Origin of the sequence: Paenibacillus sp. FSL R5-0928 (genome assembly GCF_037970385.1) — a bacterium.
GTDB classification, from domain to species: domain Bacteria; phylum Bacillota; class Bacilli; order Paenibacillales; family Paenibacillaceae; genus Paenibacillus_AQ; species Paenibacillus_AQ odorifer.
This window is the reverse complement of the sequence record NZ_CP150225.1, coordinates 3700241-3725338: the sequence shown is the minus strand read 5'-3', so window position 1 is coordinate 3725338 and position 25098 is coordinate 3700241. Positions and strand designations below refer to the sequence as shown.

At 44.1% G+C, this 25098-nt stretch carries 24 protein-coding genes; 3 read left to right on the top strand and 21 right to left on the bottom strand.

The window, feature by feature from the left end; genetic code table 11:
* Window positions 1–13: 13 nt before the first annotated feature.
* The 4 genes from MKZ16_RS16690 to nikB are packed head-to-tail and all read right to left on the bottom strand — an operon-like array spanning window position 14 to window position 3495.
* The gene (locus tag MKZ16_RS16690; protein WP_339814271.1) at window positions 14–868 is read right to left on the bottom strand and encodes an ATP-binding cassette domain-containing protein; all 855 of its coding nucleotides are present in this window, start codon (window positions 866–868) and stop codon (window positions 14–16) included.
* Window positions 869–899: 31 nt separating this feature from the next.
* Complete coding sequence (locus MKZ16_RS16685; RefSeq protein ID WP_076106638.1) at window positions 900–1685, bottom strand: ABC transporter ATP-binding protein; 786 nt, start codon at window positions 1683–1685, stop codon at window positions 900–902.
* Window positions 1682–2518 carry a nickel transporter permease gene (gene nikC, locus MKZ16_RS16680; RefSeq protein ID WP_143759098.1) on the bottom strand — a complete coding sequence of 279 codons (837 nt, stop codon included), beginning with the start codon at window positions 2516–2518 and terminating at the stop codon, window positions 1682–1684. The genes MKZ16_RS16685 and nikC overlap by 4 nt, the downstream gene beginning before the upstream one ends.
* 32 nt (window positions 2519–2550) lie before the next feature.
* The gene (gene nikB / locus MKZ16_RS16675; protein ID WP_256715538.1) at window positions 2551–3495 is read right to left on the bottom strand and encodes a nickel ABC transporter permease; all 945 of its coding nucleotides are present in this window, start codon (window positions 3493–3495) and stop codon (window positions 2551–2553) included.
* A gap of 235 nt (window positions 3496–3730) precedes the next feature.
* Between nikB and MKZ16_RS16670 the strand changes: the two genes are divergently transcribed.
* Entirely contained in the window at window positions 3731–4420 is a 690-nt protein-coding gene (locus MKZ16_RS16670; protein WP_076106634.1) for a hypothetical protein, read from the top strand.
* Window positions 4421–4556: 136 nt separating this feature from the next.
* Here MKZ16_RS16670 and MKZ16_RS16665 read toward each other — a convergent pair whose 3' ends face one another.
* The 9 genes from MKZ16_RS16665 to MKZ16_RS16625 form a co-directional block, all read right to left on the bottom strand.
* Window positions 4557–7853 carry a chitinase N-terminal domain-containing protein gene (locus tag MKZ16_RS16665; protein ID WP_076106633.1) on the bottom strand — a complete coding sequence of 1099 codons (3297 nt, stop codon included), beginning with the start codon at window positions 7851–7853 and terminating at the stop codon, window positions 4557–4559.
* Window positions 7854–8128: 275 nt separating this feature from the next.
* The gene (locus MKZ16_RS16660; RefSeq protein ID WP_076106631.1) at window positions 8129–10048 is read right to left on the bottom strand and encodes an AraC family transcriptional regulator; all 1920 of its coding nucleotides are present in this window, start codon (window positions 10046–10048) and stop codon (window positions 8129–8131) included.
* 133 nt (window positions 10049–10181) lie between these two features.
* Complete coding sequence (locus MKZ16_RS16655; protein WP_076106629.1) at window positions 10182–11129, bottom strand: ABC transporter substrate-binding protein; 948 nt, start codon at window positions 11127–11129, stop codon at window positions 10182–10184.
* A 25-nt stretch (window positions 11130–11154) separates the two neighbouring features.
* Window positions 11155–12204: an NAD(P)/FAD-dependent oxidoreductase gene (locus MKZ16_RS16650; RefSeq protein ID WP_076106628.1), complete on the bottom strand. Its 1050-nt coding sequence runs from the start codon at window positions 12202–12204 to the stop codon at window positions 11155–11157.
* Window positions 12205–12229: 25 nt separating this feature from the next.
* Entirely contained in the window at window positions 12230–13540 is a 1311-nt protein-coding gene (locus MKZ16_RS16645; protein WP_076106626.1) for an NtaA/DmoA family FMN-dependent monooxygenase, read from the bottom strand.
* 208 nt (window positions 13541–13748) lie between these two features.
* Entirely contained in the window at window positions 13749–14546 is a 798-nt protein-coding gene (locus MKZ16_RS16640; RefSeq protein WP_256718562.1) for an AraC family transcriptional regulator, read from the bottom strand.
* Window positions 14547–14699: 153 nt separating this feature from the next.
* Complete coding sequence (locus tag MKZ16_RS16635) at window positions 14700–14984, bottom strand: hypothetical protein (RefSeq protein ID WP_076106624.1); 285 nt, start codon at window positions 14982–14984, stop codon at window positions 14700–14702.
* Window positions 14985–15007: 23 nt separating this feature from the next.
* Window positions 15008–15364: an iron-sulfur cluster assembly accessory protein gene (locus MKZ16_RS16630; RefSeq protein WP_076106827.1), complete on the bottom strand. Its 357-nt coding sequence runs from the start codon at window positions 15362–15364 to the stop codon at window positions 15008–15010.
* A gap of 21 nt (window positions 15365–15385) precedes the next feature.
* Complete coding sequence (locus MKZ16_RS16625; RefSeq protein ID WP_076106622.1) at window positions 15386–16789, bottom strand: MFS transporter; 1404 nt, start codon at window positions 16787–16789, stop codon at window positions 15386–15388.
* A 166-nt stretch (window positions 16790–16955) separates the two neighbouring features.
* Between MKZ16_RS16625 and MKZ16_RS16620 the strand changes: the two genes are divergently transcribed.
* Window positions 16956–17606: a metalloregulator ArsR/SmtB family transcription factor gene (locus MKZ16_RS16620; protein WP_076106619.1), complete on the top strand. Its 651-nt coding sequence runs from the start codon at window positions 16956–16958 to the stop codon at window positions 17604–17606.
* A 244-nt stretch (window positions 17607–17850) separates the two neighbouring features.
* Here MKZ16_RS16620 and MKZ16_RS16615 read toward each other — a convergent pair whose 3' ends face one another.
* The 5 genes from MKZ16_RS16615 to MKZ16_RS16595 form a co-directional block, all read right to left on the bottom strand.
* A complete protein-coding gene (locus MKZ16_RS16615) occupies window positions 17851–18831 on the bottom strand; it encodes an aldo/keto reductase (protein ID WP_076106617.1) in 981 nt (326 codons plus the stop codon).
* Window positions 18832–18900: 69 nt separating this feature from the next.
* On the bottom strand, window positions 18901–19104 hold the full coding sequence (locus MKZ16_RS16610; protein WP_339814264.1) for a hypothetical protein: 204 nt from the start codon (window positions 19102–19104) through the stop codon (window positions 18901–18903).
* 66 nt (window positions 19105–19170) lie between these two features.
* A complete protein-coding gene (locus MKZ16_RS16605) occupies window positions 19171–20067 on the bottom strand; it encodes an SDR family oxidoreductase (RefSeq protein ID WP_081383900.1) in 897 nt (298 codons plus the stop codon).
* Window positions 20042–20800 carry a carboxymuconolactone decarboxylase family protein gene (locus tag MKZ16_RS16600; protein ID WP_076099156.1) on the bottom strand — a complete coding sequence of 253 codons (759 nt, stop codon included), beginning with the start codon at window positions 20798–20800 and terminating at the stop codon, window positions 20042–20044. The genes MKZ16_RS16605 and MKZ16_RS16600 overlap by 26 nt, the downstream gene beginning before the upstream one ends.
* A 205-nt stretch (window positions 20801–21005) precedes the next feature.
* Complete coding sequence (locus MKZ16_RS16595) at window positions 21006–22064, bottom strand: NAD(P)-dependent alcohol dehydrogenase (RefSeq protein WP_076106613.1); 1059 nt, start codon at window positions 22062–22064, stop codon at window positions 21006–21008.
* 271 nt (window positions 22065–22335) lie between these two features.
* On the opposite strand from MKZ16_RS16595, the gene MKZ16_RS16590 reads away from it, so the two are divergent.
* Window positions 22336–22884, top strand: a complete 549-nt coding sequence (locus MKZ16_RS16590; RefSeq protein ID WP_076099158.1) for a TetR/AcrR family transcriptional regulator — start codon at window positions 22336–22338, stop codon at window positions 22882–22884.
* Window positions 22885–22981: 97 nt separating this feature from the next.
* Here the strand turns inward: MKZ16_RS16590 and MKZ16_RS16585 are convergent, their stop codons facing one another.
* The 3 genes from MKZ16_RS16585 to MKZ16_RS16575 form a co-directional block, all read right to left on the bottom strand.
* Window positions 22982–23347, bottom strand: coding sequence for a cyclophilin-like fold protein (locus MKZ16_RS16585; protein ID WP_076106610.1), 366 nt, complete (start codon window positions 23345–23347; stop codon window positions 22982–22984).
* A gap of 49 nt (window positions 23348–23396) precedes the next feature.
* On the bottom strand, window positions 23397–23984 hold the full coding sequence (locus tag MKZ16_RS16580; protein WP_076106608.1) for an SDR family oxidoreductase: 588 nt from the start codon (window positions 23982–23984) through the stop codon (window positions 23397–23399).
* A 103-nt stretch (window positions 23985–24087) separates the two neighbouring features.
* Window positions 24088–25071 carry an aldo/keto reductase gene (locus tag MKZ16_RS16575; RefSeq protein ID WP_076106606.1) on the bottom strand — a complete coding sequence of 328 codons (984 nt, stop codon included), beginning with the start codon at window positions 25069–25071 and terminating at the stop codon, window positions 24088–24090.
* Between the last annotated feature and the right edge of the window lie 27 nt (window positions 25072–25098).

The following is a 25098-nucleotide window of genomic DNA, read 5'->3' as shown; positions in this document are numbered from 1 at the left end:
GTACATCCTTTCTCTACTTAACATCATAGGAATGGCTGGGTTGCCACTCTGTGCCCAGTCTCTTCTTCCTTAAGCGGGGGTCCTGCACGGGTACCGAAGAGAGTAATGTTCTTGTATAAGGGTGGTCTGCTTGCTGCAACATAGTTGCACCTGATTGCTTCTCTACTATTTCCCCTTGACACATCACTGCCACACTGTCGCAAAAACGATTTACAACTGACAAGTCATGTGTAATGAATACATAGGATAATCCCAGCTCATGCTTCAACTCCTGCAGCAGATCCATCATTTGCTTTCGCAGGGTGACATCGAGACTCGAGAAAGGTTCATCACAGATAATCAGCTCCGGCCGCAAGGTGATCGCTCGTGCAATTCCGACCCTTTGCTGCTGTCCACCGCTGAGTTCATGCGGATAGCGGTGAATATGCTGCCGTTCAAGTCCCACAAGCTCAAGTGTGTCTGCTACCGTAACCCTGCGGGCTCCAGCCTTCCTCTCTCCATAGTTTCGAAGAGGCTCCCCGATAATCTGCTCTACCGTAAACAACGGATTAAATGAAGCCAGACTGTTCTGAAACACCATCTGCATCTTCCTGCGGATCATGCGCATTTCGCTGAAGCTCCAGTCCGTATAATCCTCGTTCCGGTACATAACTCTTCCGGAGGATGGTTTCTCCAGTCCCAGAAGAAGTCTGGCCAAAGTGCTCTTACCACAGCCACTTTCCCCCACTAATCCAAGGGTTTCGCCGCTCTCCAGACTGAGAGACAGGTTGTTGACGGCATGAACACTTCTGGCATTACGTGTGAACCACCCCCTTTCCATCCCATATTTCTTGTTCAGGCTTACCGCTTCCAATAACTTCAAGATCACCACGTCCCTGAAAAATGTAATATTACCGTTGTTATCTGCACTCCATTAAGTATTGAGTATAGGGATGCACGGGATTAGAAAAGAGTTCAAACACATTGCCTGATTCCACGATCTTCCCGGACTTCATCACATATACATAATCTGCAAGCTCCGCAACAACGCCTAGATCATGGGTAATTAATAGGATGCCGACATTGTTCGTCCATCTGATTCGGTCCAGCTCTTTAAGAATCTGGGCTTGAATGGTTACATCCAATGCCGTTGTAGGCTCATCTGCAATTAATAATTTTGCACCGGATACCAGTGCGATGGCAATCATTACTCTTTGACACATACCACCGCTAATTTGAAAAGGATATTTATTGAAAAGTAATTCAGGATCGCTGAGCCCTGCTTGCTCCATCTGCTTCATGGCAAGTAATCTTGCTTCTTTTCCCGACACCCGCTTATGCAGTTTAATCGTCTCCGTGATCTGCCTGCCAATAGTAAGTACCGGATTCAGCGCGTTCATAGGATCTTGAAAGATTACGGCCATTTCTGTTCCCCGAAGTTTCCGTAACTGACGGCTGGAGCACTCACGAAGATTGTTACCCTTAAGCCAGATTTCTCCACTCTCAACTAAGCCTGGAGAATCTAATAATCCTAATATGGACATTGCCGTAACACTTTTACCGCTGCCGCTCTCGCCTACAAGTGCGACAATCTGCCGGGATTTCACCTCGATACTGACATCATCAACTGCCGTAACTTTATAACTGCCTGTGTGAAAGCAGGTGCGTAAATGATTGACCTTCAGCAGTGGAGACTCTACCATCATGTTCTGGCCCCCCACTTCACTGCAGAATCGAAAACACGCTCTGGTTGTCGCAAGCCTTCTCCCAACAGATTAAAGCCCAGAACCGCCAGCATGATCATCATTCCCGGAAATAGCATCAACCGCGGCTCCGTTTGAATATAGGCACGGCTGTCGTTCAGCATTACTCCCCATTCCGGTGTAGGCGGCTGAGCTCCCAAACCCAGAAAGGACAAACCCGCAATGGAGAGCATAATCGTACCCACTTCCATAGAAGCAAGAACCAGAATAGGCCGGGCTGCGTTCAGCAGAATATGCCTGAAAATAATTTGTAAATGAGAAGTGCCTGACGCTTTGGCCGCTGTAATATATTCACTTTCCTTGATTTGAAGGACCATGCTGCGTATCACTCTGGCATACCCCGTCCACCAGACAGCAGCAAATGCGATTAGCAGATTCTTCATACTGGGACCTAGCATGGCTGTAATCGCAAGGGATAGGATTAAGCTGGGAAAGGCAAGCAATATATCTATGATCCGCATAATCAAATGATCGATCTTGCCGCCAGCGTAACCCGCCAGTAAACCAACGGGGATGCTAATCGCAAAAACAACGATCAACACCATAAACGAATAATTCAGGGAGGTTCGGGTCCCATAGATTAATCGGGATAAGACACAGCGTCCCAGATGATCCGTACCGAGCGGGTATTGCCAGGAAGGCATAGCCAGTTTGTGTTCCATGTGAATCTGCAGCGGATCGGAAGGTGAAAGCCATGGGGCAAAGAGTCCAACGCATATGAACAAAAGTACTATGCCCGCTCCTAACCTTGCTCCCTCATTCTTAAATAAGCTAATACGAAATATGACAATCCGCTCCTTCTAAATCGTCACCGCAGCCTGATTCGCGGATCCAGCAGCAGATGTAATAAATCCACTGTCAAGTTAATCAGGACAACGACAACAGCCATCCATAATACGTAACCCTGAATGACAATATAGTCTTTCGCAAAAATCGCCTCAATGGCATACTTACCGATTCCCGGCCAAGAAAATATAGTTTCAACAATAACGGAACCGCCCAATAGCCCCGCTATGTTAACTCCAAGGAGGGTAAGACTCGGAAGAAGCGCATTACGAAGTGCATGCCGAATGATTATTCTCCATTCCTGCAGCCCCTTAGCTCTAGCTGCTGTGATGTACCGCTTGCCCAAAACGTCTAGAAGACTGGAACGAATCAAGCGGATGTAGACTCCTGCCATTCCAAATCCTAGTGTGAGGGCAGGTAGAATGACACTGGATACCCCATCCATTCCCATCACAGGAAATAGCTTAAACTTCACCGCACCATAATAAATTAGGAGCAGACTTAGCCAGTATCCCGGCATTGAAACACTGAGCAGTGCACATACTCTTCCCAGTCGATCAAGCAATTTACCCGGATATAGTGCAGATCCCACTCCTATAGGCAAGGCAATAAGAATAGCGGACAATACGGAACAGGCACTGAGCAGTATAGTTGCCGGAAAGCGACTCATTAGCTCTGTGAATACTGGACGACCGCTGCTGTAAGATAGGCCTAAATCGAGATGGGACACCCGGTTCAACCAATGAAAATATTGCTTATGTACAGGACCATCCAGACCAAGTGCATGTCTGGTCACCTCAATAGCTTCCTGCGTGGGTTTAATGCCGTCAGCACGCAGCATGATCTCCGCTGGATCACCTGGCGTTAAGTGCATCAGCGCAAAGGTAATGCAAGAGATGCCGAGCAGCACGGGGATGAGCTGCAATAAGCGTTGCAACAAGTATCGATTGATGGCATTCAACTCCAAGATCTTAATCGTAATAATTACGATTATAGCATAATCTTTTTAAATTAATAGTCTTAATTTGATTTATTTCATGTAGGACATAAAAAAATCAACCCATATTAAATGAGTTGATCTTTAAACATTTGGCCTCTGCACAGTCGCAACTTTTTTTTTTGCAATAATATTGTCAAATCCTTAATAATCATGTCATTATAAGTAGGTTCATATTAAAAATAACAATAAAGGAAGTGTGTATTTGAATCGGTTCAATTTAGTCCTCATCTATGTTTTATCCATCATGATAGCTTTTCTTTTAGGAATTTACGTGGCTCCTAGCGTTGAAACACGCTTGAATGGGCAGAATGTGGCAAGTAATCCCGTTATCGAAGAAATACCACCTAGTACCGCAGATAAAGCTGCTATTGCTGCTGAATCCAACACTACTGGGTCCAATTCTATTGAATCAGATCCTACTGAATCTTCACCTTCCCCGGAAGCCGTTGTCTTGGAAGATATGCCTTCGGACGATGATACCGGACCCGCCGGTGATGAAGCTGAAGATCTGCCAGCAGCAGATACCCCATCCGGGCAAGGGATTGGTGCGCCATTAGAATTCAAGTATAGTACGAACTCTGCCGATGCTGTTAAGCTGACCTGGGAAGCTGACAACTTAACCGGTAAAAGGATCAATTATTACACAGCCCACATCAGCACGTTTAATCCAGTAGGCGATCCTTCCAATGATCAGCTGAACGGTAAGAGCAGCTTTTCGCTTAAATATGTGGGGCCGGTTGAGCCCAATGATACTTTATTTATTTTCAGTGATTTTACATATCAGAATACAATACATACGATTATTATTGACCAGCTCACACTTCAATATGATGATGGTACTATCGAGACCTTCGACTATGGTTACGAAACTACCGATGATAGCGGCATATAATCCATATGATTTGCAGCCCTGGTGCGAACCAGGGCTTTTTGCGAGGCACAATGAACTAATGGTAATGTAAAAAACGAAGAGCGGCCTGGAATCCGGCGCTCTTCGTTTTTTACTGTTATTGTTACTGCCATTCAGTTTAACGGATGACCGTTACCTTGATCGTATCACTGGCAGTTACTCCCGCCGCGTTGACCAGCTCCGCCCGATATTCGTACACACCGGCAGTGCGTCTGCTGATGGTGGTTGCTGCACTTTGCGCCGAAGGTGTATGGGCATTCAGCGGCTGTGAGTCGATGAGCTCCCCGTTTTCATACAGGCGGTACTCTGTAGCGTTAGTTCCCCACCAAAGATTCATCGACACCTTATAGGTGCCATCTCCGTCCCAGTTATCTTCGGACAGAATCGGCTTGCCCGGCGCAGAGTCACTTATGGTGACCGTAAGCGAATCGATCTTGGTCGTGCCATATTTGTTGGTTAACTCCGCAGTGTATACATAAGTGCCGTTCACCTTGCCATGAAGCTCTGTGCTTGCCGTCTGGGCAGCCGGCGATACATCCTTCAGTGTCTTAGAATCAATCAGTGTGCCGTTCTCATAGAGTTTGTAGCTCGTGCCGTTATTACCCCACCATAGGTTCATGGTGACCGTATAGTTACCATCACTAAGTCCATTAGCATAGCTGCTGTTGGAGGAAAGATCAGCCTGTCCTGGCTTACCAGTCGCAATCACCTGGCCGCCAATAACCTGGAAAGTATAGCTCTTTTCAGTCGTATTGCTGGCCGCATCCTGCACGGTGTATTTCACGGTGTGGGAGCCGGCCCCTAAATCGGCGGCGCTCATGGTCTGGCCCTCGGCAATCGTTTTCCCATCTAATAGAAGCTGTTTCGAGGTGACACCTGACAATACATCGTCAGCAGTCAATTCAAAGTAAAGCTGCGCTCCTTCTTCTACATCTCTCAACTCATGGCCGGATTCCTTCAGTTCGGCAACCGGTGGAGCCGTATCAATATTGAGGTTCAACGTCTTGGGATCTTCCGATTTGCCTTTTCCCGGCACAGCATGGTATGTCAATGTATGCCGCCCGTCTTCCTTCAGGTCCACAGGTGTACTGTACTCAGCTTCCTTGTTGCCGTTAAGCGAGTAATAAACATTAGCTGTATCTGTATTCGCCTTCAGGGTAACGGTGACCGGCTGGTTAAACCAGCCGGAAGCATTAGGCTCGGCAGACAGCGTCGCCGTTGTCACCGGAGCCCCCTCTTCTTCTGCTGCGGCGAAGTCATCGAGGCTTCTCGGCTTGAGCTGGTAGATGCCTTTAAAAATTGCGGCAACACCTGTGATATTAAGTTTTTGTCCCTCAGTATAAGGGAAGATATCCTTATTAATGCCTGTCCGGGCATCCACGCGCACATGATTGCTTGTCCCGTCGGCGTTGACTGCGTCGAATTCAAAGGAGCCGCTTGGCGTAGCGTTGATAATGTTCGCCACTGTCACACCGTTCAGTTGAACCAATTGGCCTTGGTTGGCATCATTCACCATGTTCGCCGCAATCGGCTGCGGCAGTGCCGCCGTGCCCGTCTTCGCAATTTGTACTGCTTCGGTCAGCTCCAGCTCTGTGTTGTACAGTGCGGTGGACGCTGTTACCTTGACCTTATCGCCCACGTGGAAGCCGCTCTGACTCTGGAAGACATAAACCCCACCGGTTCCATCTTGGAGATAGAAGGACTGTCCGCCAAAGATACCCGGCTCGGTCGTCACGGTCCCCTCCACCGTTACCAGTGATCCGGCTGCCTTAGACCGGGAATCGCCGATAGAGATTGCAGCCGGAATGGGATCTTCCTCAGCCGGAAGCGGTTCAGCAGGAACATTGCCCAGCGTCACCGATTCAGTCTTGAGGTTTGTACTGTTCTGGCGGAGGCGCAGATTGGATGCAGCTGTGGTGCCCGGCTTGATCTGAATCGTCAGGTCCTTGTAGGCATGACCGTTCTGATCAGCCGTCAGATTGAATGAGGAGCTATAGCCGTAGCTGCTTGGCCAGGTGCCGTCGCTGTTCTGAATCTTGGCGATTTGGGCGCCGCTGCTTACCTGGTAGACACCTACCTGGAAGCCGGAAACGCTTGTGCCTGCTGGAAGATTATCTGCACTCACCCGAATCTGAAAATTCTGTGCATTTGGCAGCACAGCCTGGTGCGTGAAGTTATAAACCGCACTTGCAGTGGCTGCCGGTCCGCCGTAGGAGCCTGCTTTGAAGGTGCTGCGATCATACCATTTGTAGCCAGCATTAGGTTGAGCCCAAGGCTCCGGCTGCGGCTCAGTGGACAGCGCTGGCTCCTCGAAAGGCAGCAGTGCTGTAGGCTGATCTAGCATCAGGCCATTCACCTGGGTGAAATCCGTATAACTCTCCTGCTCAGCGAGCCAGTTGACGGTGTTAACCAGCAGTGTGGCATCGTCCACTTCCTTGAAGCCATCGTAAGTTGTTTTCTTGGTGCCGGTATCTTCGCGCAGGTATTTCGGTGTTGCATCCTCTACAGGAGATGAGTCACCGATGAAGGCTGCCTTGCCGGCGCCTTTTTTCGCAACTGCCACATAAGGACCTTCTGCCACACCGCCGCCGTTATAGACCCCCTGGTCTACGGCATTGGCCCAGGCAGCATTGGTTTGCGGCAGGTAGACGATACCTTTCGCACGGGCTGGGTCTAGAATGGCCAGCGTGGAACCGGCATGCATAGCTACCGCCGATACGCCCGTTGTAATGCCGAAGGCTTGATCGGGAGCCACGATGTTGGTTGCGTTAATGTCGCCAAGCGCATTGTAGCGGAAACGGACACCGAACTCGTCCGCCAGCCAGTCAGAGCTAACCACACCCTGCATGGCTGCAGAAGCGACCTCATCGGCATTCATGCCTTTGGCTGGATTGTCCCACGCTCCACGGCGGTAGCCGTTGAAAGCTTCAGAACCATCCCAGCGGTTTTTGTTGCGGTCGGCGTTATAATGGTCGCCGATGAAGAAAATACTGCCGCCATCCTCCACATATTCTGCCATCGCAAGCTGCTCGCTTGCTTTGTAGGGCACGTTGGATTCGGCGACGATGTAGACATCATAATCGGAAAGATCACTCAAAGTAATTGGAGTCGTCTTGCGGAGTTCTTTGACATAATAGCCTTCCTGGGCAAGGGCATTCCCAAAGTCTGAAAAAGCGCCGTCAATCACCCAATCGGCTGCTCCCGCAGTCTGCTCATGGGTGTTGTCAAACAGGATCTTCTGGCCTGCATGCTCATTGACCACTTTGGCCTCAATGTACGGTGCAGGATCGTTTGGTCCTTCTGCGAATACCGCCGAACCGGCTCCGAACGTGAACAGCTGAAGTGGTACGGCCACCGCCACAGCTAGAGTGCTGTTCATCAGCCTCTTTTTCCAAACTGAATTCTTCTCCTTCATACCCTTCCTCCTCAAGAAATAGTCCGGTGAGTAATTACCATAAATACCCACCTGCTTGACATCTACTATCCTATCTCAAAACAATTAAAAAAAAGATAGATTTATGTAAACTGCTGTAAAAATTATACTTTTGGCCTATAAAACGGGTCGAATATAGAAAGGGTATTATGAAAAAAGTCACAGTTGCTGAGGCTCATGATGAAGGATTGGGCTATCGGGATATTAGTACAAAAAAAAGCGAAACGGATAAATGCTCCGTTTCGCTCTCTCCTAAGTTACTGATAACCAAGTAACAAATTCACAATCGTATCAAGCTGAAGCTCTAATGAAAAAGGGTCCTCCATTACGAATTCATCATGATAATTATCGCCATACAAATAAACTTTGCCATTTTTCACTGCAGGGATGCCTTTCCATATGTTACTTTCCATTGCTTTATTGGTTGCATCCGCATCGCCATTATATACAAAAACATAATCACCTAAGTATTCTGGAAGCACTTCAAGTGAAATGGATTCAAACCCCTCCGCCATATTTTTGGCACTTTCTGTTGGAGGTAGCTTCAGCATATTGTATATAGTGGAAGAACCATAATTTCCTCCCTTTGCCGCTAAGACGTACACGGCCTTTTGTGAAAACTGAACAATCGAAACGGTTTCCCCTTCCTTGATAACCCCGGCAAGTTTCGACTTTGCTTCAGCTACTTTCAGTTCATATTCCGTAATCCATTCTTCTGCTTCTTTTTCTTTTCCGAATATTTTGCTTACACTCCTAAATTTATCAAGCGGCCCTGCTGTTTTTAACCCCTCCCAATAAGGCAGAAAAACAGTGGTCCCAATTTTCTCATATTGTTCTATGTTCTCATCGATCGAACCGATAATTAAGTCCGGATCTAGCATCGTTAATTTTTCCAAATTTAAAGGAAAATCCCCTAAATCCTCAATTTTCTCGATCGTTTCTTTGGGTATGTCCGCTTTTTCCATCCAGCCTTCATCCAGCATAAACGTTCTTGCTCCGATAGGTATAATTCCTAATTTCAATAAATGCCCCATATATTGGTCAGCCGCCACTCTTTTCGGCTCTGCTGGTACTTCCACATCTCCCTTAGGCGTTGATAATATTCGAGTGTTCGTACTTTCTTCTGATGTTGCTTGATTTACGGTTCCATTCCCATTACTTTGTTCCTTCGTAGCAGTACCCGTCCCGCTTGAGCAAGCACCTAATAATAGAGAACTGCAAAGCAGTAAAGCTGCCGTCGTCTGAGATTTTGTCATTTTAAACATAGGTAATTCCCCTTTTTCCGTATTATGATAATGATTATCATTATTAATATACTGTTGAACGATGGGTTCAAAAATAGAGGATGTGGGGAAGTTTAATGGACTTTCAGCAACTTTAGGCCGCTGAAACTCTCTTGTTCTAAAATGTGCAGGGGATACACCTTTTCTTTTCTTGAAAATTCGGCTGAAATAATATACGTCTTTATAACCAACACTTGCTGATATTTCCCCGACCGAAGCATCTGTTGTCATTAAAAGCTCCGTTGCAAGTTCAAGCCGAAACCGAATTAAGTAATCAATCGGACTCATACCTGTGTGCTCTTTAAACAAGGATGACAAATGATAAGCACTGAAATTAAATACTTCCGCAAGCGAATCTAATGTAATTGGCTCCGCATAGTACTCCTGGATATAGGTGATTACCTGGACTGCAACACTTGTTTGTTTCACTTCAGTCTCTTTTCTATGTAATTCTTTTAAAACCTGATGGATGAATTGATAAAAAAGTGATTTTACATTGAGTCTCTCTTCTTGCTCGTTCCATTTTTGATACATCAATTGCATTTTGTTATAAAGTAAAATGGGTGCATCTGGGGAAAAACAATATTGTGTTTGGAACAGATCCTCCTCTTGCATCCATGCACGGTAATAAATGATATAGTAAACAAAATTCTTGCTTGTCGGAACAATATTAAGGGTCGCTCCTTTCCCGCTATGCAGGACTTGAAATCCTGTAAAAGAAAATTCAGACTGATCTAATTGAACTTGAGCGCTCCCTTGTACCGAAAGTAAAAATATACTGGCAGGAATCTTATATTTATGAAGAATTTCGCCCCGAACCCTTTCAATACGGCGCACATCCAATAACTTGACCGTCGCTTGGTCCCAAAGCAATATTTGATTGCTTTTGTGCATAATGACTACCCCTCCGTTATCTGTCTAATACTCATCATAAATGATAACCATTATCAATAACAGTCAAGATATTTAACTTAATAACAAAAATCCGATTGCCCTAAAAGGTGCAATCGGATTTTGTAATATAATTTTATTGTTCAGACGCCAATTGCAGAAAATGATCTGCAGCCAAACGGACAGCCAGGATACTTGCGCTATTGAGTGAGTTATCAAAGATAAGTACATGATTGTTTTTCACTGCTTCCAGTGAGTTCCACACGTTCGAAGTTTCCTTGTCCTTGATGGCTGCCTTTGCGATATCCATATCATGCTGGATAATAATAAAATCTGGATTCATGCTGTATATTCCCTCCAGAGAAAGTGCCCCTCCCTCTTCAGGATATCCCTTTGGTGGCAACAACCCAAAGCCTGCAGTTTGATTGTAGTACATCGTGTTTTTAGAGCCTTGAGCATTAAAATTGGCTTTTCCGTCGACCCGTAGTAAAGCAAATGTTTTATTCTCAAGACTACTTAACTGTTCTTTTGTTTTTGCAATCATTTCTTGGGTTTCCTTAATGGCTTGTTCCGCTAATGTCTCTTTACCAACAATCTGAGCACACAGCATCGCCGTTTTTTCCCAGGTATCGGTGTAGTCAATTAAGATGACTGGTGCAATCTTATTCAACTCTTCATAATTGCTATCAACAGAACCCTTGAAGGTTACAATCACATCTGGCTTTGCATCCATGATCATTTCCAGGTTCGCATTGCTGCTGCCCAAATCAATAATTTCAGCAGTTCCAGCATAAGGCTGTAAAGTAGCAAAATCCTTCATCGCTTCCGCTGCATTGGTTGATGCGATTGGAGGAGTATCTAGAGCAAAAAAGTAATCTAAATACAAGGGATGCAAAACCGCTATACGCTCAGGACGTGTCTTAAGCACCACTCCATTGTCGCTGGCATCCGCAATTGTTCTAGGCCATCCCGCTTCATCGATCTTGCCGGCTTCCGGTGTAGGCGTGACTGAAGTTTCGGAACATCCAGCCAGTAATCCTGCAAGTATAATTAAGGATGCAATCCATCCATATAGTCTTTTCATTTGGCTCCCCCTTGAGTTGTTATCATTACTGTCTGTATAAATGCTTCATTAAATCACGGTTTTTCTGCGTGAACAGGTCATTATGTGAAGACACCATCCCGGACGAATTTGCCTCCGGTGTGATGTATTGTTTGGCTTGGTTTACCGCATTGGCAGCATCCTGGAATGCCCCCGCGATCAGGTGCAGTTTCCCATCATGATGTAGAACATCACCTGCCGCATAAATACCCGGCACGGATGTCCCGCTCGTTACTGATCCTGAAATCTGGTGTTCCCACAGATCCATTTTAATTTCACTGTTCACCAGCAGTTCTTTGTCGCGCTCATAACCGTGATTAATGATGACCTCATCGACAGACAGCTCAAATGCCTCTCCGTTGTCATTACTTTTCAGCAGTACAGTCCCTATTCTTTCGTGATCCGGTGTGGCAATCAACTTTTCGATTGAAGTATTTAACAAGCACTCTACGCCATTGTTTGCCAAGCGTGAAATATCGGCTTCATGCCCCTTTAAGTTCTCTTTCCGGTACGTCAGAAACACCTTTTTGGCAATCGGAGCCAGTTCATTCGCCCAGTCAACAGCAGAATGGCCGCCTCCCGATATTAGGATAGTCTTCTCTTTAAATCGGGCAAGTGACTTCACCGTATAATGCAAATTTGTGATTTCGAATCTTTCGGCACCCTCGATTTCGAGCTTGACCGGCTTCAGAATGCCTCCTCCAATGGCCAATATCACAGTTTTAGTGAAATGCTTCCGGTTTGCGGCGGTGTGTAAAATAAAGTAACCTGCTTCATCTTGCGAGATGGATGTGACCTTTTCATTAAAGGCAACCTCCGGTTGGAAAGTCATCCCTTGAGCAACCATTTGTTCAATAAGTTGTGAGCCAAGAATAGGCTGTAAGCCTCCTACGTCCCAGATCATCTTTTCCGGATAGACATGCACCTTACCGCCAAGCACAGGTTGGAATTCTATAATTTTGGTTTTCATTTCACGGAGTCCGCTATAAAATGCAGCAAATAATCCAGCCGGACCGCCGCCAATAATCGTAACATCAAACAATTCCTCTTCATGCATCGTTCAATCGCCTCATTTCTCTTTTTTAAATCCCTAAATGCTCACGGAAAGTGCTTCCAGTATATTCACTCCGGAATAAACCTCTTTCAACCAGCTCCGGTACCAACTTCTCAAAAAACAACTCCATAGATTGTTCCGAGCCGCCTGGCAAGGCGATGAAGCCATCCATAGCCTCCGCATCAAACCGTTCAATAATATCGTTCAGCACATCCTCTACTGTCCCGACAGATACCCAATGTGCAGATCCGACAACCTCCGGCCTGTCCAAGATTTCTTTCACTGTAGGCTGGTTTTTGATAATATACCGCCGTAACAATTCGGCATGAGTCCGGCTGCGGACGGCCTGACTGGAATCGGGTAATATATCGTCAGTTACTCGCTTATCTAAGGGATAACCGCTTAAATCAAGACCCATCACCGATTTGAGCGAAGCATGTCTGCGTTCAAGGCTTAAATTCGCATGTGCAGCCTTATGTAATTCAAGTGCTTCTTCGCGCGTATCGGCCAGGAAAAAATATAAGCCCGGCAAAACTTTGATAGCATCCGGATCACGGCCCTGCTCAGCCGCTCTTCTTCTCAGATCATTCCTTAGTTCCACTCCCGATTCGATATCCGGCATTGCCGCAAAAATAGCATCAGCTACAGATGAGGCGAAATTCCGTCCAATGTCTGAAGCACCAGCTTGAAATAGCGGCGGTGTTCCTGATTTGTGAGCAGGCAAAGTAAGCGGCCCTTTTACACTGAAAAATTCCCCGGAATGATTAATAGCAGTCACTTTATCCTTATCCGAAAACATACCTGACTGACGGTCGATAACAATCGCTTCATTCGGAAAACTCTTCCAAAGCTTGCGTACAACATCCGTGAATTCCATAGCCTTGGCATATCTTTCTTCCGGTGACGGCATAGGTGAATCGCTGAAATTATCGGCACCTTCAATCGAAGTGACAATATTCCAGCCGGCGCGTCCATTGCTCAGCCAGTGTAAGGACTGCAATTGCCTTGCAACAACATACGGCGGATTAAAAGTAGTGGAAATCGTCGTTACCAGTCCGATCCGCTCGGTTTCACGAGCTATCGCTGCAAAAAACAATGCAGGGTCGGGGCTGCCGAAATTTGAGGAGTCTCCTATCATCTGCGGGCTAACATACAGATAATCAGCCCTGAAAAGAAAATCGAGCTTTGAATTCTCAGCCATTTTTGCCAAATCAATATAGTAATCAATAGACTCCATCTTCTCTACTCCGCTATCCGGGTGCCGCCAGCCGTCTCCTTTCATCCAGGTTGCATTTAAGGACAGGCCAATACATAATTGTCTTGGTCTTTTTTCTGTCATATCTACCAGCCTTTCATTTATAAATCAATTTACTGATAATGATTCTCAGTTACAAAGGTGAGTTTATCAAAAATTTAAATAAATTCAAATGTACAAATCTCAAATCCAGCATGCATCATTATTTAATCTAAATAAAAAAAGTCTGCACTTCTGGCTTATCACCAGTAGCTGCAGACGTAGTTCAAGTAAAAGAAGCTCATTATGTACATTATTTATAAGCAGAGGGAGAAACACCGAATTTCTTTTTGAATAATCGGCTGAAATATAGTGGATTGTCATAACCAACACGGTCAGCAATCTCGCGGATAGGAAAATTACCTGCTTTGAGTAATTCACAGGCCCGTTCCAAACGATAATTAACGACATAGTCGATTGGTCGTAGTCCCGTATATTTATGAAAGAGGTAAGAGAAGCGGTTGGCACTCATTGCATGCTGTTCCGCTAACTCACCGAGTGTAAGTGAATTCATATAATGAAGTTTAATATACGCAAGAGCTTCGTCTACCATTTTTTGATTCGGAGAACTATCGTTCTCTCTGTAACTGCACGCAATCAGAACCTGATGCATCAGGCTTAAGAACAACTCCTTGATACGCAGCTTCCCAATTTCTCCGGATGGATGGGCATTCTGATGGAGCATAATTAGTAATTCAATAATCTTTAGATTCGCTCCCGGCTCCAGCTTGAAATGAGAGTCAAATTCGTGAGTACTATTCATTTCTTCCGGCATATCCAATTTATAAAAAAGTGAGTAATACTCGAGCTCAGATTGTCCTATAACCTGCGAATCCATCTGCATGCCCGGAGCAGCATGAAAAACTGATCCTGGCCGTAATTCATATACCGTTCCGTTCACACGTATTCTGGCTCCCCCGCGAATGATAAATAAAAATCCATGCTTAACGGTGGTGAATTCACTTAATAAGCTTTTGGGCTGGATGACTAAGCGGCTTCTATCTTCTATTTCATAGACACCTTTAGTAAATGCCTTTGCTAATTTGTCCAAATTTATCAATGTTCTGCACCTGCTTCCTAGCACCATGCTTCTTTTAAAATCAGATCCAATTCTGATATTTATTTAAAACAGTATAGACAATAGTGTGCGAAATTGCTAGAAGTGTAGTAGATATTCTAATGTACATTGTACCCAAGAAGATGCTCAGGAGATTTTGGTTGAAAATATGCCGTTTTCATTACAATCAATTTGAAGAAGTTCATCCTGTAAAATCCAAACATCAGTTTTTTCAACAAAAAAATGAAATCCGCCAATGGATTGAACCCATGCGGGATCGATCGGTGTAGCACTTGCATTAATTCCAACAGTGAAGGCATTTGAGCCTCCACCGGCATATTTTGCATAAATTCTTACATATTGGTCCTCTTCCAAACCCCATTCATTCTTAAATGAATCCAATGCTTTTTCGGATACTGCAAATGATATCATTCCTCTTCTCTCCTTTCTGCTGTTCAATCACATTTTTTTATTTCGCCACGATAATTGGCCATTCTGAAACTGGCTCCGCATCCACATGAAGCTTTTGCATTAGGGTTATTCATAGTGAATCCGCCTACCATTCCACTCTCTTCATAGTCAATTTCAAGACCGTCAATATAAGGAATACTATTCGGGTGAACCAATATACTAAAATCCTTTTTATTTAATACAATATCCTCTTCTGCCTGCTGTTCATCTACGACTAGGGTATAGGATAATCCACTGCATCCCCCTTCATCAACACCCACTCTAAGGAATGGATTTCGGATATTCGCACTTAATAAGATTTCGGCGATTTTTTCTGATGCCTTATCACTGACCTCCATGATCATTGTGAACTCCTCCTTCGTTTATTTGTTTTTCAAACCTAAAGATTGGATACCCGTTCCTATCTGTTCAGCTACTGGTGAGATCCGAGTGCTCGCAAATAAACTCATTACAATCAACAAGAGATGGAAACCCATTGCTACAATTAATCCGGATTGGAGTGACATTCCGCCAGCCTGACAAACCACAAGAATGGAACCGCCGATCCCGATAACTACACCGGGTGTAAAAGAATCCGCAAATTGCAGATTTGCCGAGGTGTTGCCGACACCTCCTTCTCTTGTCTGAGAAAACGCCACAACACCGCTAATCGGATGCGCCAATCCAATGCCGATTCCAGCGATGATCTGTCCAAAAACTGCAACGGTAACGGTCACCACGGGTATCCAAAATACGATAGTAATCCCTATGGCAAGCAGCAATACACCCAGAATAATTCGCGTATGCCGTCCACGCCCCTGATCTGCCGAATCCCACCGTCCTTGCAGATACGCTATGACGCACCAACTCAACGCAGCACTCGCTACAATCAATCCGGCCTGAGAAGGCGTTATTCCCTTCACATCGATTAGAGCCAATACCAAGAAATTCTGTGTGCTGGTATAGGCAGCGAAGAACAGCCCACGTGTTGCCAGAATAGCTGGCATGCCTCTTCGAAGCGTAAGAGTTCCCTTCGGCAGCAGTTTGCGGAGCGGAAATATCATCAGTACTAAGCCGATAAGGACTAAAACAAATCCCATAATACTCGGAAGCATGCTTAGACCAACCAAGAAAATCCCTGTACCCATCGTTAACAGTAAAGCCATCCAAGTCGATGAAGCTCCGATATCCCCTTGTGTCTTCGGTGTTTTTAATTTCGTGAACGCAGGTAAACTAAGCAGCGCTGAAATTATCAGGATCGGTAATATTCCCCAGAAAACAAACCGCCAGGACCACTGATCTGCGATAAGACCTGCAACGTATGGACCGAGCATGGACGGAAGAACATAGGCCGTACCAAATGCTCCTAGTATTTTGGCGCGTAATTCATCCGGGTAGCTTAAGGATATTGCTGTGTACACACAAGTCATCATAGCTCCGGCACCCAAACCCTGCATGGCCCGTGATCCTATCATGGTATACATATCGCCTGATGTTGCGGCAGCGATCAACCCAACGATAAACAAAAGTAGTGCGATAGTGAACGGTACTGCAGGTCCTCTTCTATCTATGATTCGACCGACGACCAGAGTTCCGATAATCTGCGCAAGCAGATAAGTACTGAATATCCAGCCAAACAGGCTAAGGCCGTTCAAATCTCCAGCAATTGAAGGGGCAATGGTGGTTACGGACAGACCTTCGAATCCAACGGCCATCACTGACAGAATAATACCTATGGATAGTGCAAAATAACATGGGCTGAAAATACTTTGATGATTAGACGACATGAAATGTGACCTCCAAGAAAATTGGTATGTATACATCGTATCCGGACACTTAGTAAACAATTTTGTTTATAATGTCTAAGCTACAGTTCAGCTTTGACTTTGTCAACATTTTTGTTTAAAATGTAGTCTGTGATGTAGATTTAGTTGCTTCAAAAGGAGGTGCACCTTGAGCCGAAATCAAACCAAAAAGGATGTCTCAACCAAGACCCGAAGAGCGATCATTGATCTGTTAAAGCAGCAAGGGGGAATGGATGTTATGGCACTCTCCTCGCAGTTTTCGCTATCTGGAATGGCTATTCGTCAACATTTGAATGCGCTGAAAGAAGAAGGGCTGGTTACTAATAAAGAAGAGGCCCGTCCCATGGGGCGGCCCACCAAGCTATGGATCTTAACCCCCGCGGCCGATCGGTTTTTTCCAAGCGGATATTCGGATTTATCCGTCAGTCTGATCCATTCCATGAAAGAAGCTTTCGGAAACGAGGGGCTGGACAAGCTGCTGGCTGTTCGGAATAAGAATATGCAAGAACAATATCTTCAGCAACTTGGTGATACAGCAGACGTTAGAGGGAAGCTGGAGAAACTGGCCGAGATTCGAACAAATGAAGGCTATATGGCCGAGGTTAAGGAGCAGGATGATGGCAGTCTTTTATTCATTGAGAAACATTGCCCGATCTGTGAAGCTGCTGCTGTATGTACCGGGTTATGCAAAAATGAGTTACATCTATTTAAAACTGTTCTAGGTAATAATGTTCATATTGAACGGGGGGAGTACATATTAGCGGGAGGAAGAAACTGTGTATATACGGTTAGAATCTGACAATTGCTGTGGCACTTTCCAAACGCCTGCCATGTCACACATGAGCATCCAATGACTAGCGATATGAACCATTATCATAATATTCATTACAAATAGATAACAACCCACAGCCAAGATTTATAATAAAAATGATCTTGGCTGTGGGTTGTTTTAGTTTAACTTTACCCCGTTATTTAATGTTACATATTCCATTTCATTTCTTCCTCAATTTAACTACGATATCCCTTATTCAGAAAAAATGGGTTCACTGAGCTCCCACTATAGAATGCGGAACATATAGTTCTTCTAGTGATGAAATTTCTTCAGAGGTTAATTTCACAGATAGAGCTTCTACTGAATCTTCGAGTTGAGAAATTTTCGTAGCACCTACAATAGGAGCAGCTACAGATTCTTTTTGCAGCAGCCATGCAAGCGCAATATGAATACGGGGTACACCGCGCTTCTCTGCAATTGACGCCACTCGCTCAATGATCAATCGATCTGCATCAATAGTAGAATCATATTTTGCTTTTTGAATTAGATCTGTTTCGGATCGTTGCGTGGTTTCCGACCAGTCGCGAATCAGTCTTCCAGATGCTAATGGACTATAGGGAGTCACCGCAATTTTTTGGTCCTTACAAAGTGGCATCATCTCCCTTTCCTCTTCGCGGTAGATGAGATTCAGGTGATTTTGCATGGATACAAAACGAGTCCATCCATTTTTCTCAGCCACATGTATTGCTTTTTGAAATTGCCATGCATACATAGCAGAAGCACCGATATATCTGGCCTTTCCAGACTTCACCACATCATGCATAGCTTCCATGGTTTCTTCAATTGGCGTGTTGTAATCCCAACGATGGGTGATATAGAGATCTACATAATCGGTCCCTAGTCTCTTTAGACTTTTATCTATCTCGCTCATTATAGCTTTTCGGGAAAGCCCAGCACCGTTTGGACCTTGATGCATGCGCCCCCAAACCTTTGTTGCGAGGACAATTTCATCCCGATTTGCATAATCCTTTAGAGCTCGTCCTATAATCTCTTCACTGGTTCCACTTGCATAGATATTCGCTGTATCAAAAAAGTTGATGCCGAGGTCCAGCGCTCTTTTTATAATAGGACGGCTGTTCTCCTCATTAAGCACCCATTGATGCCCTTCTGGCTGCACATCTCCAAAGCTCATACAGCCTAGGCAAATCCGAGAGACATCCATACCTGTATTTCCAAATTTAATATATTCCACAATGTAAACCTCCTTCTATTTATATAGATTAATTTCTACAGTTGTTCAAACCATTCATCATCGACAGCTTCAAACCATTCTGTTTCCCCTGGAGTCACCTGTTTTAAGTAATTGGGCAGATTTTCCTTCTTCTTGATACCACCCGTTGCCGCCAGTAATTAACAGAACTTGTCCAACGTGATGAGCGTGCCAATTATTGCGAGCACCTGGAGCAAAGGTTACATTTCCAATTGCAGTATTAAGTGGAGTAGGATCTGTAAACACCATTTGCAAATAAGCATCACCCGTAAAGTTTGCTTTAACTTTTTCCCCTAACGGAAAAATGGTACTGTTATCCTCTTATTCTCCCGCAGAAAAGTCAGTTGAAGCGGCCAGTTCAGTCTGCGTCTCGTAGTCAGCAATACGGGCTTTCAAGGTCGAAACGGTGTTTGCCAGTGCTTGAGAACCGAGTACCATTCTCATTGGCGCAGGTTCTTGATCAACGCTCTCAATGATTCGGGAAACCATACGCACTGGATCACCGGGAGCTAGTCCATTGGAAGGGTCGAGCATATTCAAGAAGCTGTGCGCCGGATTTTCATCGTATTCTGGCATCAGGTTCGCTACCTGTGCACTGCCATATCGAAACTCGGTACGGGCGCCTCCTGGCTCAACCAATGTAATACCAATGTTAAACGGTGCAACCTCTTGAGCGACCGATTCGCAAAATCCCTCAATACCAAATTTGGTGGCATGGTACATTGAATTACCTGGAAAGGCAACCTGCCCACCATAGGAGGAGATCTGAATAATTCGCCCGCCACCCTGAACACGCAGATGCGGCAGAGATGACCGAATTAGCTGGATGGATCCAGTTAGGTTAGTCGCGATGATATGATCAATCTCGGCGTCTGAGAGTTCCTCGGCTGCACCGAAAAGGCCATAACCTGCATTGCTTACGATAACGTCGATATGTCCAAACTTCTCAAAAGAGCCGTCAACAAGTTTATGAATAGCAGGAACATCGGTTACATCCAGTGTCTCGCAAGTGAAGGTATCGGGATAATTCTCGATGAATTCGGCGACCTTGTTTTTGTTACGGGCAGTTCCGATAACCTTGTCACCCTTCTCAAGAAGCTGTTTTGTCATCTCATAACCAAAGCCACTACTAACACCAGTAATAAGCCATGTACTCATAATTAATTCCTCCAAAATTTTATTTCGTTCTTTTTTAATTAGATTTCGCTGCTGCTTCATTCACACATCGTAGAGCATTCAGACTGCGCGGGTAACCTATGAAAGGTAGGCATTGAGATATAATTTTGATCAGGAATGACTTATCATTTCCAAGCCTGATATTGGCGGCCGCATGGCTGGTTAACTGAGGTTCACACCCACCCTGGGCAAAGAGAAAGCAGAATGTAATCATCTCTCTTTGTTTGTAGTCGAGTCCTTTTCGGGTATAGTAATCGCCAAAGCAGTTAGCAGCAAGCCAATGATTAATGTGTCGACTCTCTTCCGGACCGGATTTCCAGAATTGTTCCATGCTTTCTCCAAAAATTTCTACTTGTGCTTGAATTCCTGCTTCTAAACGATTCTCTGTGGTTGTAGTTGCCTGACTAGGTAAAGGTAGTTCCACACCTCCGGCAGTCAAAATATCATTTACCGCATGCAGAAAGGGAAATACCCTTCCAATGCCAAGGTAAGGCACTGACTGATAGACAATTTCCTTCGCTTCCACAGGAGTAACACCAAAGTTTAGTGCTGCTGGAAGCATGGCTTTAAACTCGTCAATCCCTTGACAGCCAATTAAAACAGAGAGAATGGCCATCATACGAGTACGATCATCCAAATCGTCCTGATTTACCACTTCATCAAAGGCAAAGTTATCGAACCGTTCAATAAAATCTGGATCCGTTGTTAATAATTTAGATTCATAGCCTGGGAACATTCTTTCATGGTACTTATTTGCTGCCTCCGTTATTCTCATGATTCAAACCTCCTCTTAATTTAATAAAAGCTGGTTTATCGCTTTCTGTAGATACTTTTCCGTGAGATCTCGATTCCTATTAAAAGTTTATCCTTTTCGGTTATTTCATAGTCGACTTATCTACCCCAATAACGGTATGGAAGTTACAGATAAACTAAAGATGAGTCAATCCTTTGATTGACCCATACTTCATCAGAATAAACAATTACAATGTAGACATATCGATTACAAACCGATATCGTACATCACCACGAAGGACATGTTCATATGCCTCGTCAACTTGGTCCGCACGAATGACTTCGATCATTGGAGCGATTCCGTGCTCAGCCGAAAAGTCGAGCATCTCTTGAGTTTCTTTGATACCACCAACGTTTGATGCAGTTATGCTCCGACGCCCAGCAAATAAGGAAAAAACATTGTATTGATCTGGTTTGTTTGGCAGACCCAAATTAACTAATGCTCCGTCCACATTAAGTATGGATAGAAAGGCATCGACATCTATATTCGCAGAAACTGTGTTTAAAATTAGATCAAATTGACCTGCCAACTCAGTAAATGTGGCGGGATCATTTGTTCGATAATAGTGATTTGCACCAAATGCAAAGGCTTCTTCTTTTTTGTTCAAATTATGACTTAGGACAGTTACTTCAGTGCCCATCATATGGGCAAACTGAACTGCCAGATGACCAAGTCCTCCCATTCCCACAATCGCAACCTTCTTACCTGGTCCAGCGTTCCAATGTCTAAGAGGCGAGTAAGTGGTAATGCCTGCACACAACAGTGGGCTTGCCACATCCAGTTCTAAGGCATCCGGAATACGTACAACAAACTTATCTTTCACAACGATTTTCTGACTATATCCACCATATGTTAGATTTCCGTCGTAATCTATAGAATTAAATACGACGACGACACCTTTCTTACAAAACTGCTCTTCTCCTCTGAGACAGAAGTCACATTCCCCGCACGAGTCAACAAAGCAGCCTACGCCAACACGATCGCCAGCAGTGAATTTTGTCACACTACTACCTACAGCAGTAACAACACCTGCAATCTCATGACCCGGAACCATCGGGAAAACTCCGCTGCCAAAATCATCATGAGCATTGTGAATATCAGAATGGCAGATACCACAATATTTAATATCTATTAAAACATCATCTGGCCTTAAATCTCTACGTTCTATGGTTGTTAGTTCAAATGGTGTCTTTGCCGCTGGAACACATAGTACTCGAGTAGTAATGTTGTTATGATTGTTACACATATTACAACAATCCTTTCTAATAAAAGATGAATTCCATAATTAATGTTCATAATTATCTTAATGAACTTATGTCTATTATTATAATTGATTTGCATTTGAGGTCTATTGTCAATTTCAAGTGATTTGTGCATTAATAAATAGAATGATTGAATTTGTTTATTATTTACTGATTTATATTGAAAAAATAATAAACATTTGTTAATAATTAAAAACAAGTACAAAAATGTATTTTCTCTATATTTATGATGATAAAGAAAGTTCGGTGGGCAAAATGACTAAGGTCGATAGAAGAATTCTTAAAACCCAGGAAGCATTAAAAACAGCAGTAATTAAACTAATGGCTGAGAAAAATTTTGATGATATAACCATTCAAGATCTTTCGGATCAAGCAAATGTCAGCCGTGGGACGATTTACCTCCACTACATGGATAAATACGATTTGTTGGATAAACTTATTGAAAACCATATTAATGAGCTTCAGGAGAGATGCGAAGCGGCAGCTGATTTGGATTTTGTAACTGGGTCTCTGATTTGGACGGAATACTTCGAAAGTAATTACGATTTTTTCTCCATGATGTTAGCGAGTAAAGGAGCGCCTTTCTTTCGCAACCGGTTCCTTGAATTTTTGATTGAAGAGTTCAAAGATGAAGTAGATAACACAAAGGGGAAAAACGAAGGGCTAAATAAAGATCTTGTCGTACGATTTGTGGCTTCCTCGTATGTGGGCGTAGTTGAATGGTGGTTTACGAACAAAAGGCCTGTAACTCATCAAGTATTAGCAGAACAGTTAGGGGCCTTGTTGGATAGAATTTGTGAGTAATAGGTGCAAGTTCTTGGCTTAATCAAAGATTGTACCCATAAAACAGAAAATCCGCGCTGGGCGCGGATTTCGTACAGTATATTTAATATTTTATTTTTCACTGGTTTATCTCAACTTTAGCCTTTACAGTAGCACCCGCTACGGATAACGGTAGGATGACATCCTCATTTACATCTCCGATATGCACGACCTCATAAGGAGCAATATGTGCGTCATCAAAAAGCACTGTAAAAGCACTCCAGCCATCATAGTAGTATATGCCACCTGCATGTGCATCTGAAGTCATAGGAACTCCCTGAATTGATGGCTTGTTAGGAAGTGAACTGTAGTATTCGTGACCTGCATATCGTTGTAGGGTTAATTCCATTGGTAACATATTTAGTATATCTTCTACTGTACGGTTACTGTTTAATGTTGCTGTATATTCTTTTCCATCTAAAGTTAATTTTATTGACTTCCCCATTGCTCTCTCCACTCTCCTGATGAATTCAGAAGCCCATCGTATTCTAAACTTACTCAGGCTTATTCACACCCAAGCTACTACGGACTTCCAATCCCGGCGTTACAGCTAATTTAACAATTAAATCAGCAACACTCTTACGTGATACTTCCGACCCCTTAAACAATTCGCCTTTCTGAGTTGTTTCATAGTTGATTTCATTCTTATTGGTAAACCATGCGGGTCGCAATATCGTATAGTCAAGATTTGAAGCCTCAATGACTTGAGCTGACTTTCGATATGGGTTTAAAATGCTACCATATTTCTCCCCTGGAACTTCATCATAAATGCCCATAGAATTGATGAAAATAAGGCGTTTCACGCCGCTCGCATTCATAGCTTCTACAATGTTCTTAGCCATCTTTTCCAGGTTGCCCGCTAGATTGGCATAGACAACGTCTTGGCCAGCCATTGCTTTTTCTAATGTTTCCATATCCATAACATCGCCTTCAATGACACGAGTGCGATACGGATCAAGTTTTCTTAGGTTGCCAGCATTCCGTAGGAAAAGCGTTAACTCAGCATCCGTTTCTTTGAGGAATAAATCGATAGCATAACCAGCAATTCCTCCGTTTGCTCCAAGAATCAATACTTTGGTCATAATTAATACTCCCTTTCATCTTTAAAAGTTAAAGCTTCGACATATCAATAACAAATCTGTATCGAACATTACTTTTGAGGACTCGTTTATACCCGAACTTAGATTAGAACGTCATACCCAGAACTGGATGTGGCACATAAGATTCTTCCAATAAGTCCATTTCTTCAGGTGTCAACTTAATCGAAAGTGCAGCTACTGCGTCTTCAATATGAGAGATTTCAGTTGTTCCAACAATTGTAGATGTAACGGGCTCCTTGTGAAGCAACCAAGCAAGTGCGATTTGTGACATCGGTACCCCCCTTGTTGCAGCAACTTCGGCTACATGTTCAACGACTAGTCGATCTGAATCAGCTGTTGAGGAATATATCGCTGTTGCGATTGCATCAACTTTGGCACGCTCGTCCGTTTCCCCCCAAGGTCTTGCCAATCTTCCAGCAGCCAGCGGACTCCAAGGCATTACTGCGATTTTATCTTCCTTACATAGTGGCATCATCTCTCTCTCCTCTTCTCGGTATAAGAGATTGTAATGATCCTGCATAGCTACAAACTTGGTCCAACCATTACGGTCAGCAGCATGTTGTGCTTTTAAGAACTGCCAAGCATACATCGTGGAAGCGCCAATATATCTAGCCTTACCTGCCTTCACGACATCATGCAAAGCTTCCATAGTCTCTTCTATAGGCGTATTGTAATCCCAACGGTGGGTATAATAGAGATCGACATAATCGGTTCCTAGACGCTTAAGTGTTTTATCAATTTCACTCATAATAGCTTTGCGGGAAAGCCCACTACCATTTGGACCTTCACTCGTTGGGTAAAAAACTTTAGATGCTAGGACGATTTCATCCCGGTTGCCATACTCCTTTAGGAGCCGTCCAATGATTTCTTCACTCGTTCCGCCCGAGTAGACGTTCGCAGTATCAAAAAAATTGATTCCTACATCAAGTGCTTTTCTAATCATAGGACGACTGCGTTCTTCATTAAGTGCCCACGGAAAATCGCCTCGTTCTCCTATACCAAAACTCATCCCTCCAAGACAAATTCGTGATACATCCAAACCTGTATTTCCAAGTTTTACATATTCCATTCTATAGTTCCTCACTTTCATTTCGTT